Origin of the sequence: Thermovenabulum sp. (assembly GCF_049701175.1) — a bacterium.
GTDB lineage: Bacteria > Bacillota > Thermosediminibacteria > Thermosediminibacterales > Thermosediminibacteraceae > Thermovenabulum.
Genome location: NZ_JBNATW010000002.1, coordinates 86,036 through 104,809, shown reverse-complemented (window position 1 = coordinate 104,809; position 18,774 = coordinate 86,036). Strand labels below are relative to the sequence as shown.

Sequence of the window (18,774 nt, the reverse complement as noted above, 5' to 3'; positions counted from 1 at the left end):
CTTATATTTTTGGGATTTAAAAATAATCAAAATTATGGCATGAATAATGCAAATATAAAATTAAACAAAAACAATTTAAAGCCTATTAGCTAAGGAGGAAAGTTATGATTCACATTAAAAATGCTCATGTTTATGCACCCGAAGATAAGGGAATATGCGATGTTGTAATCGAAGCTGGAAGGATAATTTATGTGGGGGAGAAATGCGAAATAAGTGGGCCTTTTAATTTGGAAATTGTGGATTTAAAAGGAAAATACCTTTGTCCGGGATTTATCGATCAGCACGTTCACATAACGGGAGGCGGCGGAGAAGGAGGGCCGGAGACATCCACTCCTGAAATTTGGCTTTCCGAACTTACAAAAAACGGCGTTACAACGGTTATAGGCTGTCTCGGCACGGATGGTGTGACCAGGTCAATGGCAAGGTTGTACAGTAAAGCCAAATCCCTGGAAAATGAAGGTGTTTCTACTTATATATATACAGGGGCTTATCAAATTCCGCTTCCAACCCTGACGGGCAGCGTTAAATCCGATTTAATCTTTATAGATAAGGTTGTGGGGGTAGGAGAGGTGGCAATATCCGATCACCGGTCTTCCGGGATCTCGCCTGAGGAACTTGCAAGAATTGCAGGAGAAGCCCGCGTAGGTGGTATGATTGGCGGCAAAAAAGGTAAGGTGCATTTACACGTGGGAGACGGGAAAAGGGGCTTGAAAATTATATACGATGCCGCCGATTATGCGGATATTCCCCTTTCTCAATTTCAGCCCACGCATTTAAACAGGAACCGCAGATTGATGAAGGAGTCCTTTGAATTTGGTATGAAAGGAGGATACTGTGATTATACCGCAGGAGAGGAGGTATACGATGAGGATGAAGTTACGGCAGCCGAAGCCGTATATGAAGCGATAAAGGCCGGAGTACCTGCGGATAACCTCACCATAAGTTCTGACGGAAACGGAAGTTTACCCGTATTTGACTCCCAAAAAAGATTAGTGGGATTGGGTGTGGGGAGCGTTTCCGCGTTGATAAAAAGCGTTCAGGCAATGTTTTTTAAATACAAAATTCCATTGGAAATTGCCCTTTGCACCGTGACGAAAAATCCCTCAACTATACACGGGTTAAAAGGGAAAGGAGAAATAAAGGAGGGATGGGATGCGGATTTGGTGGTTTTAAATGAAAATCTGGAAATCGAAAGCGTTTTGGCAAAGGGGAGGTGGATGGTAAGGGAAGGCGTTTTAGAAGTTTTCGGAACCTTTGAAAAGTATTAAAAAAGCTAAAAATCAAAAGGGAGGGTTAAACTTGCTGGGTAAGTTTAAAAACATAAATATGCCTCATACTTATGTAATCATATTTTATGTGGTTTTGGCGGCGTGGATTTTGACCTTGCTTTTGCCGGTAGGAAAATTTGAAACGGCAAAAAAGACATACATTCAAAATGGAAAGGAAAAAACTAAGACGGTAGTCGTTCCCGGGTCCTTCCAGTATGAACTCGACGAAAAAGGCATGCCTGTTAAAAAGCCTGCTAAGATATGGGGTACAGAGGATTTCGGCGGCTACGGTTTTCTCAATTACGTATTTGAAGGATTGGTAACGGGGGATAAATGGGGATCTGCTGTAGGTGTGGTAGCTTTTATTCTTGTTATCGGCGGAGCCTTTGGCATAGTTTTGCGAACGGGGGCTGTGGATTCTGGCATAATGGCGATGATTGGCCGAACGCAGGGAAGGGAGTCTTTAATAATACCCGTCTTATTTGTCCTGTTTTCCTTAGGCGGAGCCGTTTTCGGGATGGGCGAAGAAACTATACCCTTTGCTATGATTGTGGTTCCGATGGTTATCGCTATGGGCTACGACTCAGTAGTGGGCATATGCATAACCTACGTTGCAAGCCAGATAGGTTTTGCCACGTCCTGGATGAATCCTTTCAGCCTTGCTGTAGCTCAAGGAGTTTCCGATGTGCCGGTGTTTTCCGGGGCACCTTTCAGGATAATAATGTGGACTGTATTTACCGCAGCGGGTTTATGGTACACCTGGAGGTATGCCGTGAGAGTTAAGGAAAATCCATTAAACTCCATTTCTTATGAGTCCGACGAGTATTTCAGAAATCAGGTGAAGGTTAATTCCGAAACTGAAAAAGAAGAAGTTAAATTCACCACCGGGCATAAGTTAGTGTTACTTACCCTTTTGATAGGTATAATTTGGGTTGTATGGGGTGTAACCAAAAAGGGCTATTACATTCCAGAAATTGCTTCTCAATTTTTTGTTATAGGACTTGTGGCAGGCATAATAGGAGTAATCTTCAAACTAAACGGCATGACGGTAAACGATATAGCTTCATCCTTTGCTAAAGGGGCATCGGACCTTACGGGAGCAGCGCTCGTGGTGGGTATGGCAAAAGGAATACTTATAGTGTTGGGAGGCACGAGCCCCTCTGACCCGACCGTACTAAATACCATCCTTAATGCCGTGTCCCAGGGCATAGGGAAATTCCCCTCTTTGCTCTCCGCATGGTTCATGTATTTGTTCCAGTCAGTATTCAATTTCTTCGTTGTATCCGGCTCCGGGCAGGCAGCCCTTACGATGCCGATAATGGCTCCGCTTTCAGACCTTGTGGGTGTTACCAGGCAGACCGCCGTTCTCGCATTCCAGCTGGGCGACGGCCTTACAAACGTAATAGTGCCAACTTCCGCGTGTCTTATGGGCGTCCTGGGTGTTGCAAGGCTTGACTGGAGCATATGGGCAAAATGGCAGATTAAAATGCAGGGCTTTTTATTCCTCCTGGGCAGCATATTCGTAATTATAGCTCATGTTATAGGGTATAACTAGGTAATACCATAACGGCCTTGGGGAAGAGGGGGATTACTATAATAGACCTAACCAATGCTTATAGAGATTACAGCTACAGGAACTTCAGCCTACTTGGAATTAAAATGCATTATATTTCGAAGGGCGATACCTTTAATCTTTCAACTAAAAACATCACGCCAAATCCTGTAAAGATAAATTTGAGGGGCAATGAGTATTACAGCGGAACGATTTACACAAATGCAGTTTTTGATCCATATACCGCTTACGATTGTTTCGTAAAACTTGTGGACAGCAAAACTGAAATTTATGCGATAGGAGAAAAATATGATAAGAAAGCAAAACTTGGTTTCAGGTTAAGATGGGATAGATATTCGGATACTTACGGTTACTGGCAGAGAATAGATGGCGATAGTTCTTACACCGTAATAAACGAATATTTGAAGATCACGCCCTACTGAAATATATATAGATAGCGGCCCGGTTTTTAAAAAACGGGCCGCATCGGGTATTTTTGAGGCAAACTTTTTACCGATAATGAGGGGCTGATAAAATTATGATATTTAAATGGAAGTCAGCAGTAAATGTGTTAAAAAATGATCTATTGAGTGTTGAAAATCCTTCTTTTAAACCGGAAAATTCTTTTAGTGTAAATAGGATTAAAGAATGGATTAAAGGTATTAAGGGAAAAGCCGAAAAATATTTGAGCTTGCTCAGCCGTCTTTCCTTTTCCGTTGAGGAGATTTCCATTGCGATGAGGAGCATTGTAGAGCAGACCAGAGTGCTCTCGGAAGCGGCAAAAAAAACAAACCTCTAACATTCTTTCGACGAAAAATTTTACAAAAGACCTGTACGAAAAAATAGAAAAGACCAGTATAAATGTAAAAACGGTGGGTGATAATTCAAACAAAATTTATCAAAATATTGCGGCAAAAAAGGTTGAAGTTATATCCATTATGGAAAATCTAAATACTCTAAAGAAAAAACTAGAAGTTGCCGAAAGCGCTGTAAAAAACCTTGAAGAAAGGTCAAAACGTGCGGAGGAATTAATTTCATCGGTTAAAAACATCTCCGAAGAGACTAATTTACTTGCGCTCAATGCGACTATAGAAGCCGCACATGCCGGAGAACGGGGCAAAAGTTTTTCAGTGGTGGCATCCGAAATACGTAAACTTTCTTACAATACGAAGGAAGTTTCAAAAGAAGTAAGTACACTTTTGAATCAAATTAAGGAAATAAGCAACATGATCAGTATTTCCATTATCGAAGTCTTAAAAAATATCACCCAGAATTTTGATAAGCTGAGCTTAATAGTGAACTATATAAACGATATAGAAAAATACGTATATGATTCAACAAAAGAGAGCGGGAATATTGAAAGAGAGATATCCTATATTTTCAGCAGAGCTGATGAAGTAAATGGCTTTATAGAAAATATATCAAAAGAAATTATAGAAATAGAAAACTCGACCTTTAAGGTTAATAAAGCCATCGAAGAGCAAAAGGATTATATAAGCGAACTGCTGGATATCATCAGCAAAATGGAGGACAATTACATAGAGTTGACTTCTGAAATTAATGAAAGCGAATTTTTGCAAGAAAAGGAAGAAAAATTGATACTTGTAAGCTCTCCTTACGAACCATACGTTATTTATAACGATGAAAAAGGCGAGCTGGAGGGCATAGACATAGAAATTATAAAGGAAATATTCAATAGAAGAAATATAGATGTAACGACCAGGGTAACCACATGGGATATGTCTCTGAAAGCCATAAAGAGCGGCGTGGCAGACTTGATACCAACCGTATCTTACAAAAAAGAAAGGGAAGATTTCATCGATTTTTCTAAAGAATACGGCAAAATTTACAAAGCCGTTTATTCCCTTGAAAGTTCAGGTGTGAGCATTGAAAAGTATGATGATTTACGGAAATACAAAATCGGCATAATACAGGGATACAACTATGATGAAAAATTCTTGAACGATAACTCTATATTGAAAGATAAAAGTTTAAACGAAGATATACTTTTTACGAAATTGATAAAAGGTATTGTTGACGCTGTTATATTAAACGAATTTATAGGAGATTATTACCTGAAAAATAAGAAACTGAATCAGGTAGTAAGGAAAAACAAATACAAAATGATAGAAGAAACCTCGTCGGATATCCGGCTGGGATTCAGCAAAAAAAAGGATTTAAGCAAGTATAAAAAAATATTCGAGGAGGGTATTGAAGAAATCAAAAAGGACGGAACCTATGAGAGGATTGTAAATAAAATCTAAAATAAAATTTTAAATTTAAGGGGGGTTATGAATGGCAAAAAAAAGAATTCTTGCGCTTTTTATAATTCTCTTTTTGATGGGTTCTTTAATTTTAGAAGGCTGTGCTCAAAGCAGAGAAAGTACATCAAAAGGTAGTCAGCTAAAATTTTCGATTACTACGGACCTTGCAACTCTTGATCCCCAGCAAATGACCGATTCTTTTAGCTTCAGCATTGCCAATGCCCTTTACGAGGGGCTGGTGAGGGTACACGATGGCAGGGTTTTACCCGGCATAGCCAGCAGCTGGGATGTATCGGACGACAAGCTCACGTATACCTTCCATTTGAGGGATGCGGTATGGAGCGATGGGTCAAAGGTAACGGCTTACGATTTTGAGTACGCAATAAAACGGCTTTTAGATCCCAAAACGGCATCAAATTACGCTTTCATCGGATATTATATACTCAACGGGGAGGAATTTAATACAGGGAAAATTTCCGATCCTGAAATGGTTGGTGTAAAGGCGCTGGATGACAAAACCTTGAAAATTACATTAAAAGCTCCTACGAAGTATTTCGACGGTCTTTTAGGAATGGCTTCATTTATGCCTGTAAAAAAAGATTTTGTAGAAAGAATGGGGGAAAAATTCGGCGCTGATGCCGATAAAGCTCTTTACAACGGGCCCTTTGTTTTGAAAGAATGGAAGCATGAGCAGGAATTGGTACTGGAGAAAAATCCTAATTACTGGAATAAAGATGAAATAAAAATAGACGAGGTAAGGGTGTATATAGTTGGTGATAAAAATACCGCCTATCAGATGTTTGAAAAGGGGCAGGTTGATTTTGCCGATGTTCCGGAGGCTCTTATAGAAAGTGTAATTTCCGGGGAAAATACGCAAAAATACAACACAGGCAGGGTATATTTCATAAGATACAATATGAAATCCAAAGATAAACCCTGGCTTGCCAACGAAAACTTCCGAAAGGCAATAGGTTATGCCCTTGACCGGGAAGATTTTATAAAAATGGCATTTAAAGGAGCTGCTTATCCTGCTACCAGATTTATACCGCCGGATGTGAACGGAGTGGAAAAGAAATTCGTACATGAGTTTCCTATGGAGTATTACCCGTCCAAAGCTGATGTAACAAAAGCGAAGGAATACCTTTCAAAAGCTATGCAGGAGCTTGGCATTTCCGAAGCAAACAAGCTCGGTTTTGAACTCATGGTGGATGACACTTCCGGAACCAAGAACGGTGTAGAAATTATACAGGATATGCTGAGGAGAAATTTAGGTATAGACATTGAGGTAAAAACGGTAACCTTCAAAGAAAGGCTGCAGCGGATGAGAAAGGGAGAATACGAAGTGATGATAACGAGGTGGGGGCCGGATTACAATGATCCCATGACTTATCTTGAATACTGGCTTCCCGATGAGAATATGAAAAACAGCGGGTGGGAGGATCAGATCTACGATGGTATGATTAAAAATGCCGGGAAAGAAACTGATTTTAAAAAACGGGCAGAAATTATGTTTGAAGCTGAAAAATATCTTTTAGATAAAGCTCCGATGGTGCCTCTTTATTTTACCCAGAACGTATGGGTGAAAAAGGGTGAACTGCAGAATCTCGTAAGAGCGCCTATAGGAGGAGTGGATATTGATTTTGTGTATGCCTTTTTTAAAAAATAAAACAAAAGATATTTAAATTGACAAAAATTTTCTATTATTATATAATATGACCAAGAGGTCATGTGACTTTTTGGTCATATTTTTTTTAATATAATATGACCGCCTGGTCATAAATTTTCAAAGGAGGTATCAAATGCCAAAATCAACTTTTTTTAATTTACCGGAGGATAAAAGGCAAAAAATTATTGAAGCGGCTGTTGATGAATTTTCCGAACACCCTTATAAACAGGCGAGCGTAAACAGGATAGTTGAAAAAGCGGGGATAGCTAAAGGAAGTTTTTACCAGTATTTTCAGGATAAGAAAGACCTGTATAAATACATTATCGAAATAAGCGCTCAACAAAAGTTAATGTATATGCAGCATATTATGAAGGATTTTGATAAACTTAACATTTTTCAGTTTATACGCGAACTTTATATTGCTGGAATAAAGTATGCAAAAGATAATCCCAAGCCTTTTTCTATCGGGGTTAGATTTTTAAAAGAAAAGGATAGCGAGTTATTTGACGAAATTATGGAAGATTCAAGGAAAAAAAGCGGGGATTTTTTCAAATACCTTTTGATAAAAGGGATTGAAAAAGGGGAGGTGGATCCTGCCATTGATGTAGACTTAGTATCCATGCTCATTACTTCTTTAAGCATTGATATTTCGGAGTATTATCTAAAGACAAGAGAAGGGGAAGACCTCATGGGGATATACAACCTGGTGGATAAGATGCTTTATATTATTGAAAACGGTATTAAGGCAAAAGGAAAGGGGAATTAAAATGCTTTCCGTAAAAAATCTTTATTTTTCTTATACCGGTGACGAACATTATGCGGTTCGGGATTTGAGCTTTGAAATTGAAAAGGGAGAAATTTTCGGATTTTTAGGACCCAGCGGTGCCGGCAAATCCACCACCCAAAAGATTTTAACCGGGCTTCTTCCTTTACAAAAGGGTGAAGCAAGCATTGCAGGAATCAACATTAAAAAACCTACGGAGGAATTTTTCAATATTATAGGGGTATGCTTTGAACAGCCCAATGTTTATAAAAAGCTAACAGGATTGGAGAATCTGGAATTTTACAGAAAAATGTTCAGCGTACCTACACAAGATCCCATTAAACTTCTTCGGATGGTGGGTTTGGAGAAGGACGCAAAAAAAAGGGCCGGGGAATATTCAAAAGGTATGGTGCAGAGGTTGGTTTTCGTGAGGTCTATGATAAATAACCCCAAAATGTGGTTTTTGGATGAGCCAACCTCCGGTTTAGACCCCAATACCGCAAGTATTATAAAGGATATAATATGGCAGAAGAAAAAGGAAGGGGTTACCGTTTTTTTGACAACCCACAATATGTATATTGCGGATGAACTGTGCGATAGAGTTGCTTTTATTAATGACGGGAAAATAGTCCTTATAGATGCTCCCCGAAACTTAAAATTGAAATACGGGAAAAACATGGTAAGGGTAGAATATAAGGAAGAGGGAGTTTTAAAAAGGGAATTGCTGTCAATGGAAAACGATGAAGACAAAGAAAGATTAAATTATTTAATAAGGGAAAAAGATATCGAGACGGTTCACTCTCAGGAAGCAACCCTTGAAGAGATCTTTATTAAGGTGACGGGTAGGGGGTTGAGTTAAGGTGTTTAAAAGATTTTGCACCCTGCTCAAAAAGGATTTAAAAATTGCGTACAGGAATTTCTTTTTTTTGATCGTTGTGGCTACTGCATTACTTTTTGCGGCATTAACAAATTACGTATTTCCACAAAAAATAAATATAGAGCCCAAGGTTTTTTACTATATAGAGGATAAAAGCAGTTCTTTACAAGCCGTTAACCGTGTTATTGAAAAAGCCAAGATTGAAAATAACAAAATATTTGAGGTAAATTCGATAAAAGAATTGGAAGAAAAAATGAACAGGGATTTCAACAGCCTAGGTATAATAATAAAAAATCCTTCTAAAAAACCAGAAATAGAATTTATCTTTCAAGGACATGAAAATCAAAAAATAAGAAATGCTTTGCTGTTGTCTTTTAAACAGGAAATATTGAAAAATATGAATATAAGTATGCCTGAAGTATTGACCGAAACTTTAAATAAATACAGGGTCGTAGAAGAAATCCCCTTTAATAAAATAATGATTCCGGCTTTTATTGTAATGGAATCCATATTGCTGGGTTATTTCCTGATTGCTGCTTTAATTTTTATGGAAAAAGAAGAAGGGACCATTAAGGCGCTTTTTGTTGCACCGGCAAAAATTACCGAATATCTTTTTTCTAAAATAATTTTAATGGTAATCCTTGGGATTATTTCTTGCTTAATTTTAACACTTCTTACGATGGGCAATACGGTAAATTATTTTTGGTTAATGATTTATTTGGTTCTGGGGAGTATTGCTGCGGCTTTGCTGGGATTGATATTGGCAAGCTTTTTTGACAACATTTCTCAGGCCAGTGTATGGATAATTGCGGTAAGCGTATTATTTTCCCTGCCGTTTCTTTCATATTTTTATCCCAGTTTTACTCCTAATCTGGTAAAGGTTATTCCTACCTATTATTTGCTTTTTACTGCAAAAGAAATTATTTTTCCAACGGGGAATTCCGGTATTGTATATGCGGGGATTATGGGTCTGGTTATTTTCAATATTATTGGTTTTATCCTTACCGCAAAACTTTATGAAAAATACCTGCTATGGGAATAGGAGGTGAAAAAATGCGACGAATTTTTAATATATTTAAAAGGGATTTATCCGGCAGTTTAAGGGATTCGCTGCTTTTGTATATGATAGCGGCACCCGTTATTTTAGCTTTGGTATTAAGGTTTTTTATTGCCGGGGCTGATACTGCGGCACTGCAGTTTGCAGTGGATAAAAATGTTGAAGGGAAAATAATTGAAGAATTGAGAAAATACGGCAGCGTGGAAGTTTTTGACGACGGGAAAGGTGTTGAAAAAAGGATATGGGGTGCGGATGATATTGCGGGGATAATAAAGGTCGGGGATGAGTACAGAATAATATTTGAAGGGAATGAATCTAATGACACAAAAGAACTTTCTCAAATGATAATGCAGGATATCCTTTATCATAAAGATATTGAAGTAAATTTCATGGTAAAGGATTTGGGGAGGAAGAATTCGCCCGTGGCGGTAGTTGAAGCCGCATCGCTTTTTTTAATGCTTTTTGCATTATGCGGAGCGGTAATAGGTTTTAATATAATTGAAGAAAAAGAATCCCAGACTTTAAGTGCTTTATCTGTTACTCCGATGAAAGGATATGAATACATTATCGGGAAAAGTTTAATTGGAATTTTGATTCCGTTGATTTTGGGGTATGTTCTTATATGGCTTCTTGGGATAAAAAATGTAGATTCAGGGAAACTTTTTGTAATGACTTTATGCGGAACCATAATAGCCGTTTTAGTAGGTTTTATAGTGGGTTCTTTAAGTAGTAATCAAATTGCGGGGATTGCAAATTTAAAGGTGCTCGGTATAATTTTATCCGGTTCCGTGGTAGGGGCTTTGATGCTTCCCGAAGGTAAGCAGATTTTCCTTTACTGGATTCCTGTCTATTGGTCCTTTAAAGGTTTTTACGGAATTTTTATCGGGAATATTACCTGGAGGCAGATAATTATATATAATGCATGGGTTATGGGGTTATGCTTTTTAATATTTATTATCTTTAAACGGAAAGGAGGAATAAACGCGATTTAATATCATTTTTATCTTGCTAAATCAATAAATTAGAGTAAATTGCGATGATCAGAGAAACAGATGAAATAGCGATTTTAGGGCATCCGAAAAAATAATTTCTCCCATAAAAAAGCGAAAAAATGGGACTCTCATAATAATAAATTTATACAATATCAAAAATTACACCCATAACATAAAAAAACAGGTGAAACCCTTTCTTTTCTGGTGTATATTAGAATTGTACAAAAAAAAAACAAACAAAACACACCAAAGAAAGGAGTTTCACCTATGTCTATTATACCACAACAAACATTTTTTGTATGGGATGAAATAGAAAATTTAGGGGATCTTGAAAGATTACGTCTCGTAATAGAATATATGCCCGATGAAGAACTGATGCAGACATTAGAAAAACAAAGGGGAAAAGGTAGAGACGATTATCCTGTTAGAGCAATGTGGAACTCAATACTTGCCGGTGTAGTATATCAACATCCATCCATAGAAAGCTTAAGAAGAGAACTTTCAAGGAATGGGCAGCTAAGGCTAATGTGTGGATTTTACGAAACACCCGTTCCACCGGCCTGGGTATATACGAGATTCCTAAAAAAACTATTTGTAAATGAAGAAATAATAGAAAAAATGTTTAACCAATTAGTGAGAGAAATATCAAAAATACTGCCGGATTATGGCAAAGACTTAGCCATAGACAGCAAAGCTATAGAATCACTGGCAAAACATGAAAACAAAAACAAAAAACCTGATGGTAGAAGAGATACAGAAGCAGACTGGGGTAGAAAAGAATATAGAGGACAAAGGCAAGATGGCACCATGTGGGAAAAGATAGTGAAATGGTTTGGTTACAAACTTCACCTAATAGTAGATTCAAACTATGAACTACCTGTAGCATATTGTGTTACCACAGCCTCCCAATCAGATGTAAAACAAGCCCATAAATTAATAGAGAAACTAAACAAAGAGCATAGAGAAATAATACAAAGATGCGAGACATTACAAGCAGACAAAGCATACGATGACACAAAATTAATAACCGAATTATGGGATACATACAAAATAAAGCCGGTAATAGATATACGAAACATGTGGAAAGATTCTGAAGAGACCCGGCAGTTAGAAGGCAAAGAGAATATAGTATATGATTACAAAGGAGAAGTATACTGCTACTGCTTAAAAACCGGTAAAAAGCGGCAAATGCCTTCTGGAGGTTTTGAAAGAGACAGGAACACAATAAGGAAACTTTGTCCTGCCAAACAATATGGGATAGAATGCAAATGCATGGAAGAATGCAAAGCAAAAAATGGAATAAGGATACCGATAAAAACAGACAGGAGGATATTTACCCCGATAGACCGTTCAAGCTACAAATGGGGAAGGTATTACAAAAAAAGGACAGCAGTAGAAAGAGTAAACAGCAGGTTAGATGAATCTTTTGGGTTTGAGAAACACTACATCAGAGGAAAAAAGAAAATGGAAATAAAATGCGGTATAGCCCTATGTATAATGCTTGCAATGGCTTTAGGAAGGATAAAAGAAAAACAAGCGGGTGAAATGCGTAGTCTTATAAAACCAGTTCAAAGAAAAGAGAAATCGGCTGCTGCATAAAAATAAGCAATTAACTGTAAAAAGCAAAAAAAAACAAAGAAGCCACAAAAACAGTGGTTTACTTTAGTGTTGCCTTTTTTTGGTTAGAAAAATATGGAAATAAAAAACATGCTGCCTTATGGCTTCAAAAAATTCTTTTTGGTACTTTCAATAGAGGGAAAATAATGCAATAAATTTGTGATAGAAATTAAAAAAAATGGTACAAAGCAAAAAGCTCCAATTAAAAATCTTCTTGATTTTGTTATCACCTTTATATATAATATTATTGGAAATTTAAATAGATTTTTCCGGTTTAAAAGAAAAATTGAATAATTGGATGAAGGGTGTAGGAGAGACCCCTATTGGGGCGCCGAAGGGGAAAGCGAGGATTCGCGAAACTCTCAGGCAAAAGGACTGCACCCCGACAGCCCCTGGAGTTAATCCAGTAAACGGGGTAATTTTGAAGCCTTAAAGGAAAATTATCACAAAAATTTTTAAGGCTACAGGGAGGAATAAGACTCTAAAGGAGTTTTATTCCTCTTTTATTTTTTTCGGCATAACAGGGGGAATTTGTCAAAAAATAAAATATAAGGGGAAAGGAGTGGTAAGGATGATCGAGCTTACTGCGGAAAACTTTGAACAGGAGGTGTTGAAAGCCGAAGGGCCTGTACTTGTGGATTTTTGGGGGCCAAAATGCGAGCCCTGCAAAGCATTGATGCCCCACGTTGAAGAGCTGGAAAAGAAATACGGCGACAAGGTTAAATTTTGCAAATTGGATACATCAAAAAATATGCGCCTTGCGATAAGCCAAAAAGTCATGGGCCTTCCGACAATAATTATTTACAAAGGAGGGGAGAAGGTAGATCAGGTTACAAAAGATGTTACGGTTGAGATGATAGAAGAGATGATTAAGAGGAATATTTAATTTGCGGGGGTGAAAGGATGAAATTGGAATTAGGTTATTTTTACGTCAAGGATGTGGTTTTGGGCGACAGGACGGAATTTGAAAACGGCACCCTTACGGTAGATGAAAAGGGGCTTGTCGAATATTTAATGGAAGACAAAAGGATTAAAGACGTTCACCTTGATATTGCCCGCCCCGGGGAAGAGGTAAGAATTATACCGGTAAAAGATGTAATTGAACCTCGTGTAAAGGTAAGCGGGAAAGGGACTGTTTTCCCTGGATTTTTAGGGAAGCCTTTGACAGTGGGAGAAGGCAGGACCCACGTCTTAAAGGGTATGGCGGTTGTTACCTGCGGTAGGATTGTAGGTTTTCAGGAAGGAATTATCGACATGACCGGGCCCGGTGCGGAATATACCCCCTATTCTAAATTGACAAATTTGGTTGTTGTCGCAAACCCTGTAGAAGGCCTTACCCAGCACGAACATGAAGAAGCCATCAGGCTTGCGGGATTAAAGGCTGCATCTTTCTTGGCAAAATGCGTAAAGGACAAGACTCCGGAAGAGATTAAGGTTTACGAGACAAAACCCCTTCCTTTAGCCCTTGCTGAATACCCGAATCTGCCCAAAGTCGCATATGTTTATCAGCTTCAAAGCCAAGGGCTACTGCATGACACCTATGTTTACGGTGTTGATGCTAAGAAGATAATTCCCACCCTTATTTATCCGACGGAACTGATGGATGGAGCCATTGTGAGCGGCAACTGCGTATCTGCCTGTGATAAGAATACTACTTACGTCCACCAGAATAACCCGGTTGTGGAAGAACTCTACAACCGCCACGGTAAAGATATTAACTTTATCGGGATAATAATCACCAATGAAAACGTCACCCTTGCGGATAAAGAAAGGTCTTCGGATTATACGGCAAAATTGGTTGAATTTTTAGGGCTTGACGGAGTAATTATTACCGAGGAAGGATTCGGAAACCCCGATACGGATTTGATTATGAACTGCAGAAAGATTGAAGAAAAAGGCGTAAAAACGGTGCTTATAACCGATGAATATGCCGGAAGGGATGGAGCATCTCAATCCCTCGCTGACGCAGACCCGAAAGCGGATGCGGTTGTAACGAGCGGAAATGCCAACGAAGTTATAGTGCTTCCGCCGATGAAGAAGATAATAGGGCTTATCGATACTGCAACGTTAATCGCTGGAGGCTCTCAGAAATCTCTAAGGGATGATGGCAGCATCGAAATTGAGATACAAGCCATCACCGGTGCTACTTCAGAAGTAGGATTTACCAAGTTAAGTGCGGTGACTTATTAATTAAAACCATGTAGGAAAGGGAGGAACAAATATGTTTGAAGGCAAAAAGATTGTAATCGTTGGCGACAGGGACGGAGTTCCGGGGCCTGCAATAGAGGCGTGCATGAAGACTACGAAGGGTGAAGTGGTATTTGCCACCACCGAATGCTTTGTCTGAACCGCTGCGGGAGCGATGGACCTGGAGGTCCAAAAAAGAATAAAAGAATTTGCAGAAAAGTATGGTCCGGAAAACGTAGTAGTAATTTTGGGAGGAGCGGAACCCGAAGCTGCTGGTATCGCAGCCGAAACCGTTACCAATGGAGATCCCACCTTTGCAGGGCCTTTGGCAGGGGTTTCTTTGGGACTTGCGGTTTACCATATAGTTGAACCTGAAGTAAAAGAGGCTGTGGACAAGAACGTTTATGAAGAAAATGTGGGCATCATGGAGATGGTTCTCGACGTGGAGGGAATCTGCAGGGAAGTTAAAAAGTACAGGGAGCAGTACTCCAAATATAAAGCTTAAAGGGGGTTGCCCTTTATGAAAAAATTTAGAGTGGTTCATTATATAAATCAGTTTTTTGGACAGATAGGAGGAGAGGAAAAAGCCGATATTCCTCCTATGGATAAGGAAGGGCCTGTAGGGCCGGGGACAGCTTTTAATGCCGCTTTTGCCGGAGAAGCGGAAATAGTAGGTACCGTCATTTGCGGCGACAGTTACTTTAACGAGAATACCGATACTGCTTTAAAGGATGTTTTAGAAAGGATAAAAAAATACGAACCCGATTTTGTGATAGCCGGGCCTGCCTTTAATGCAGGGCGCTACGGCATGGCCTGCGGAAGGGTTTGTAAAGCGGTTAAGGAAAGCCTGAATATACCTGCGGTTACAGGTATGTTTGCAGAAAACCCCGGTGTGGAGGTTTATAAAAAGGATGTCTACATTGTTGAAACAGCAGGTTCAGCTGCAGGTATGAGGGATGCCGTCCCTAAAATGGCAAGGCTTGCTTTAAAGCTGGTAAAAGGCGAACCTGTGGGTTTACCCAAAGAGGAAGGGTATATCCCGAGGGGTATAAGGAAAAATGTTTTCGTAGAGGAAAACGGAGCCAAAAGGGCTGTTGATATGCTTGTAAAAAAACTTAAGGGAGAGCCCTTTGTCACCGAATACCCCATGCCTGACTTTGACAGGGTGACACCTGCACCTGCAATAAAAGACTTAAAATCTGCAAAAATTGCGCTTGTGACATCTGGAGGCATTGTGCCAAAGGGGAATCCCGACAGAATTGAAGCTTCAAGCGCATCAAAATTTGGAAAATACGATATAGAAGGTGTAGATGTTTTAACCCCCGATAAGTTCCAGACTGCTCACGGCGGATACGATCCCACCTATGCCAATCAGGATCCCAACAGGGTATTACCGGTAGATGTCATGAGGGAACTTGAAAAGGAAGGTGTCATAGGAAAACTTCACAGGTATTACTATGCCACTGTAGGAAACGGAACATCCGTAGCGAATGCAAAAAGGTTTGCACAGGAAATTGCAAAGGAGCTTGTGGCTGACGGAGTACAGGCGGTTATACTTACGTCCACCTGAGGCACCTGCACTCGTTGCGGCGCAACGATGGTAAAGGAATTGGAAAGGGCAGGGCTTCCCACGGTTCACGTGTGCACCATTGTTCCCATTTCCCTTACCGTTGGGGCAAACAGGATAGTTCCGGCAGTTGCAATACCTCATCCCCTCGGTAATCCTGCGCTTACAAAGGAACAGGAAAAGGAATTAAGAAGAAAGCTCATTTTGAAAGCTTTGAACGCCTTGACCGTGGATGTAGAAAGACAGACTGTATTTGAGTAAGGAGGGCTTTTATGTCCGGTGCTGTTATTTCTGGTGCCAGCTACATATTGGTGCACGTCCCACACATAATGATGGTGGCTGGCACCACCCAGCTTTTAGAAAAGGAAAATCCCCGTTCTGAATATTATAAAAGGGCTTTTTCTCATATAAGAAAGTATGAGGATGCGGTAGCCTACGCGCCCAATCAAGCCTATATAGGCAATATTTACCCTGATGATTTGAAGAATATAAAAAGGCCTTGGTATGAAAATCTCCTTTCGGATGCAAAAAGATTTGGACGCTACGGTGAAATAATGCCGGAAGATGAGTTTTTCGGCCTTATGGCCATTTCGGATGTTTTTGACCTTGTCATACTGGAAAAGGAATTTGCAGAAAGGATTAGGGAAAAACTTTCCAAACATCCCCTTATTAACGAAAACGACCTTAAACGTTTAAAGGCAGGTCAGCCCAGGGAGGTTATTGAAAAATATATAGAGGAAGGGGCTGTAGAATTAAAATCAGATGGAGAATTGGTAGGCTGTGTGAGAAAAGCTCACGATAGGGATGAAACCCTGTCGTCCCACGTTATGATTGAAAACATATCCACAAAGGCATCTGCGGTTCTTGCTTTAAAGCACCTTTTAAAAATCACAGGCACTGCTCCTGAGGAAATAGACTACATCATAGAATGTTCGGAAGAAGCCTGCGGCGATATGAACCAAAGGGGAGGAGGAAACTTTGCAAAGGCCATCGGAGAAATAGCAGGTTGCTTGAATGCAACCGGCGCGGATATGAGGGGCTTTTGCGCAGGGCCTACCCATGCACTTATAGCTGCTGCTGCCCTTGTGAGCTGCGGAATTTACAAAAAGGTAGCAGTCGTGGCAGGGGGTGCCACCGCAAAGCTTGGGATGAATGGAAGAGACCATGTAGCTAAAGGAATGCCCCTTTTGGAGGATGTATTGGGTGGTTTTGCCATTCTTGTTTCGGAAAACGATGGCATAAACCCTGTCATAAGATTGGATTCTATCGGAAAACACACTATTTCCGCAGGAGCATCACCTCAGGCTGTTATGCAGTACGTGGTTTACGACCCCCTCGACAGGATAGGGCTTAAGGCAACAGATGTGGATAAATTCGCACCCGAGCTTCAAAACCCGGAAATAACGGAACCGGCTGGGGCGGGAGATGTGCCTAAGGCCAACTACAAAATGATAGCTGCAATAGGTGTCAAAAGAGGAGAAATAAAGAGAGAAGAAATGGATAGCTTTATTGAAAAACACGGAGTGCCTGGTTTTGCGCCTACACAGGGGCACATACCTTCGGGGGTTCCAGTAATCGGACATGCAAGGGATAAAATATTGGAAGGCAAGATGACAAGGGCTATGGTAATTGGCAAGGGAAGCCTGTTCCTTGCCCGAATGACCAACCTCTTTGACGGCATTTCCTTTATTATGGAGAAAAACCCGGGCATTAAGAAGGATGTAGATAGGATTGACCTTACCTCTTATGTGGCAGAGGCTTTCAGAGAATTTGCCGATTACTTAGAAAAGAGGGGGAAGGCCGATGCCACTTGATAAGGCGCTTTTTTTTAAAAGCCTTGCCGATGCTTTGGAGAATAAAATCGAAAAAAAAGAGGCAGTAATAGGAATCACCTTATTGGGAAGCGAACATCCTGCCGAGATGATAGCAACTGCTTCCAAAAGGGTAGAAAAGGCTTTAGGGATAAAAGTAATTGCTATAGGGCCGGAAGATATTGCAAAAAAAGCGGGGCTTTCTTTTGAAAGGGCTGAAAGTTTGGAAGAGGCCCATAGGGTAATGGAAGGTCTTCTTGACAGCGATAAAATAGATGCAGCAGTAACCATGCACTACAATTTTCCTATTGGTGTATCAACAGTAGGCAGGGTGATAACACCGGCAAGGGGAAAATCCATGCTTATTGCTACAACCACGGGGACTTCTTCCCCTAACAGGGTAGAGGCGATGGTTAAAAACGCTGTTTACGGTATAATTACGGCAAAAGCCCTCGGGATAGAAAATCCGAGCATTGGAATTTTGAATGTGGACGGGGCAAGGCAAGTGGAAAGGGCTTTAAAAAGACTGTCGGAAAAAGGTTATGATATTAATTTTGCTTCTTCCATTCGTTCGGATGGCGGCACTATTATGCGCGGGAACGACCTTTTATCGGGTTCCTGCGATGTTATGGTGACCGATACGCTTACGGGGAATCTCTTAATAAAAATCTTTTCGGCCTTCACTACAGGCGGAGATTATGAAGCCCTCGGTTGGGGCTACGGCCCGGGGATTGGGGAGAATTACGAAAGGCTTATCCTCATACTTTCACGAGCGTCAGGTGCGCCTGTAGTGGAGGGAGCAATACAGTTTGCAGCAGAGCTCGTAAAAGGGAACATCAAAAGGATAGCCAAAGAAGAATTTGAAAAAGCAAAGAAAGCGGGGCTTGAAGAGATCTTAGAGGAAATAAGAGGGAAAAAGGAGGAAAAGGAAGCGGAAAAAGAGGTTGCTCCACCGCCTAAAAAAGGAGTAACCGAAGAAATTTCAGGAATTGATGTTCTTGAAATAGAAAATGCGGTATTAACCCTTTGGAAAAAGGGAATTTATGCCGAAAGCGGGATGGGATGCACAGGGCCGGTGATACTTGTTGCAGAAGAAGATTTAGAAAAGGCTATAATGGTATTAAAGGGTGCAGGTTATATAGGATAAAAAAAT

At 40.1% G+C, this 18,774-nt stretch carries 17 protein-coding genes and 1 riboswitch; all 17 genes read left to right on the top strand.

Going from position 1 to position 18,774, the window contains the following annotated elements; translation table 11 throughout:
- Positions 1-104: 104 nt before the first annotated feature.
- The gene (gene iadA / locus ACPLVF_RS01215) at positions 105-1,268 is read left to right on the top strand and encodes a beta-aspartyl-peptidase (RefSeq protein ID WP_424905995.1); all 1,164 of its coding nucleotides are present in this window, start codon (positions 105-107) and stop codon (positions 1,266-1,268) included.
- A 58-nt stretch (positions 1,269-1,326) separates the two neighbouring features.
- Complete coding sequence (gene yfcC, locus ACPLVF_RS01210) at positions 1,327-2,823, top strand: putative basic amino acid antiporter YfcC (protein ID WP_424906019.1); 1,497 nt, start codon at positions 1,327-1,329, stop codon at positions 2,821-2,823.
- A 17-nt stretch (positions 2,824-2,840) separates the two neighbouring features.
- Positions 2,841-3,263 carry a hypothetical protein gene (locus tag ACPLVF_RS01205; RefSeq protein WP_424905994.1) on the top strand — a complete coding sequence of 141 codons (423 nt, stop codon included), beginning with the start codon at positions 2,841-2,843 and terminating at the stop codon, positions 3,261-3,263.
- Positions 3,264-3,358: 95 nt separating this feature from the next.
- Positions 3,359-3,619, top strand: coding sequence for a hypothetical protein (locus ACPLVF_RS01200; protein ID WP_424905993.1), 261 nt, complete (start codon positions 3,359-3,361; stop codon positions 3,617-3,619).
- A 139-nt stretch (positions 3,620-3,758) separates the two neighbouring features.
- Positions 3,759-5,084 (top strand): methyl-accepting chemotaxis protein, encoded by a 1,326-nt coding sequence (locus tag ACPLVF_RS01195; protein WP_424905992.1) that lies wholly within the window; start codon positions 3,759-3,761, stop codon positions 5,082-5,084.
- Positions 5,085-5,115: 31 nt separating this feature from the next.
- Positions 5,116-6,750: a peptide ABC transporter substrate-binding protein gene (locus ACPLVF_RS01190; protein ID WP_424905991.1), complete on the top strand. Its 1,635-nt coding sequence runs from the start codon at positions 5,116-5,118 to the stop codon at positions 6,748-6,750.
- A gap of 133 nt (positions 6,751-6,883) precedes the next feature.
- Positions 6,884-7,516, top strand: coding sequence for a TetR/AcrR family transcriptional regulator (locus ACPLVF_RS01185; RefSeq protein ID WP_424905990.1), 633 nt, complete (start codon positions 6,884-6,886; stop codon positions 7,514-7,516).
- A gap of 1 nt (position 7,517) precedes the next feature.
- Positions 7,518-8,372, top strand: a complete 855-nt coding sequence (locus ACPLVF_RS01180) for an ATP-binding cassette domain-containing protein (RefSeq protein ID WP_424905989.1) — start codon at positions 7,518-7,520, stop codon at positions 8,370-8,372.
- Position 8,373: 1 nt separating this feature from the next.
- Positions 8,374-9,432, top strand: coding sequence for an ABC transporter permease (locus ACPLVF_RS01175; RefSeq protein WP_424905988.1), 1,059 nt, complete (start codon positions 8,374-8,376; stop codon positions 9,430-9,432).
- A gap of 11 nt (positions 9,433-9,443) precedes the next feature.
- On the top strand, positions 9,444-10,439 hold the full coding sequence (locus tag ACPLVF_RS01170; protein WP_424905987.1) for an ABC transporter permease: 996 nt from the start codon (positions 9,444-9,446) through the stop codon (positions 10,437-10,439).
- Positions 10,440-10,706: 267 nt separating this feature from the next.
- Complete coding sequence (locus ACPLVF_RS01165) at positions 10,707-12,038, top strand: transposase (RefSeq protein ID WP_424905986.1); 1,332 nt, start codon at positions 10,707-10,709, stop codon at positions 12,036-12,038.
- Between the two features lie 316 nt (positions 12,039-12,354).
- Positions 12,355-12,444, top strand: a riboswitch (glycine riboswitch).
- Between the two features lie 183 nt (positions 12,445-12,627).
- On the top strand, positions 12,628-12,942 hold the full coding sequence (gene trxA, locus ACPLVF_RS01160; RefSeq protein WP_424906018.1) for a thioredoxin TrxA: 315 nt from the start codon (positions 12,628-12,630) through the stop codon (positions 12,940-12,942).
- A 17-nt stretch (positions 12,943-12,959) separates the two neighbouring features.
- On the top strand, positions 12,960-14,246 hold the full coding sequence (locus ACPLVF_RS01155) for a glycine/sarcosine/betaine reductase component B subunit (protein ID WP_424905985.1): 1,287 nt from the start codon (positions 12,960-12,962) through the stop codon (positions 14,244-14,246).
- Positions 14,247-14,277: 31 nt separating this feature from the next.
- Positions 14,278-14,748, top strand: coding sequence for a glycine/sarcosine/betaine reductase complex selenoprotein A (gene grdA / locus ACPLVF_RS01150; RefSeq protein ID WP_424905984.1), 471 nt, complete (start codon positions 14,278-14,280; stop codon positions 14,746-14,748).
- Between the two features lie 15 nt (positions 14,749-14,763).
- Complete coding sequence (gene grdB, locus ACPLVF_RS01145; RefSeq protein WP_424905983.1) at positions 14,764-16,071, top strand: glycine reductase complex selenoprotein B; 1,308 nt, start codon at positions 14,764-14,766, stop codon at positions 16,069-16,071.
- 11 nt (positions 16,072-16,082) lie between these two features.
- Positions 16,083-17,624, top strand: a complete 1,542-nt coding sequence (grdC, locus tag ACPLVF_RS01140; protein WP_424905982.1) for a glycine/sarcosine/betaine reductase complex component C subunit beta — start codon at positions 16,083-16,085, stop codon at positions 17,622-17,624.
- Positions 17,614-18,768 carry a glycine/sarcosine/betaine reductase complex component C subunit alpha gene (gene grdD, locus ACPLVF_RS01135; RefSeq protein ID WP_424905981.1) on the top strand — a complete coding sequence of 385 codons (1,155 nt, stop codon included), beginning with the start codon at positions 17,614-17,616 and terminating at the stop codon, positions 18,766-18,768. Before grdC ends, grdD begins: the two co-directional genes overlap by 11 nt.
- The last annotated feature ends 6 nt before the right edge of the window (positions 18,769-18,774 follow it).

Bases quoted from the DNA above. Each gene is read 5' to 3' on its own strand.
- trxA (WP_424906018.1), top strand. From the start codon at position 12,628: ATGATCGAGCTTACTGCGGAAAACTTTGAACAGGAGGTGTTGAAAGCC.
- yfcC (WP_424906019.1), top strand. From the start codon at position 1,327: ATGCCTCATACTTATGTAATCATATTTTATGTGGTTTTGGCGGCGTGG.
- ACPLVF_RS01170 (WP_424905987.1), top strand. From the start codon at position 9,444: ATGCGACGAATTTTTAATATATTTAAAAGGGATTTATCCGGCAGTTTA.
- ACPLVF_RS01180 (WP_424905989.1), top strand. From the start codon at position 7,518: ATGCTTTCCGTAAAAAATCTTTATTTTTCTTATACCGGTGACGAACAT.
- ACPLVF_RS01190 (WP_424905991.1), top strand. From the start codon at position 5,116: ATGGCAAAAAAAAGAATTCTTGCGCTTTTTATAATTCTCTTTTTGATG.
- iadA (WP_424905995.1), top strand. From the start codon at position 105: ATGATTCACATTAAAAATGCTCATGTTTATGCACCCGAAGATAAGGGA.
- ACPLVF_RS01165 (WP_424905986.1), top strand. From the start codon at position 10,707: ATGTCTATTATACCACAACAAACATTTTTTGTATGGGATGAAATAGAA.
- ACPLVF_RS01195 (WP_424905992.1), top strand. From the start codon at position 3,759: ATGGAAAATCTAAATACTCTAAAGAAAAAACTAGAAGTTGCCGAAAGC.
- ACPLVF_RS01155 (WP_424905985.1), top strand. From the start codon at position 12,960: ATGAAATTGGAATTAGGTTATTTTTACGTCAAGGATGTGGTTTTGGGC.
- grdC (WP_424905982.1), top strand. From the start codon at position 16,083: ATGTCCGGTGCTGTTATTTCTGGTGCCAGCTACATATTGGTGCACGTC.
- ACPLVF_RS01185 (WP_424905990.1), top strand. From the start codon at position 6,884: ATGCCAAAATCAACTTTTTTTAATTTACCGGAGGATAAAAGGCAAAAA.
- grdD (WP_424905981.1), top strand. From the start codon at position 17,614: ATGCCACTTGATAAGGCGCTTTTTTTTAAAAGCCTTGCCGATGCTTTG.
- ACPLVF_RS01200 (WP_424905993.1), top strand. From the start codon at position 3,359: ATGATATTTAAATGGAAGTCAGCAGTAAATGTGTTAAAAAATGATCTA.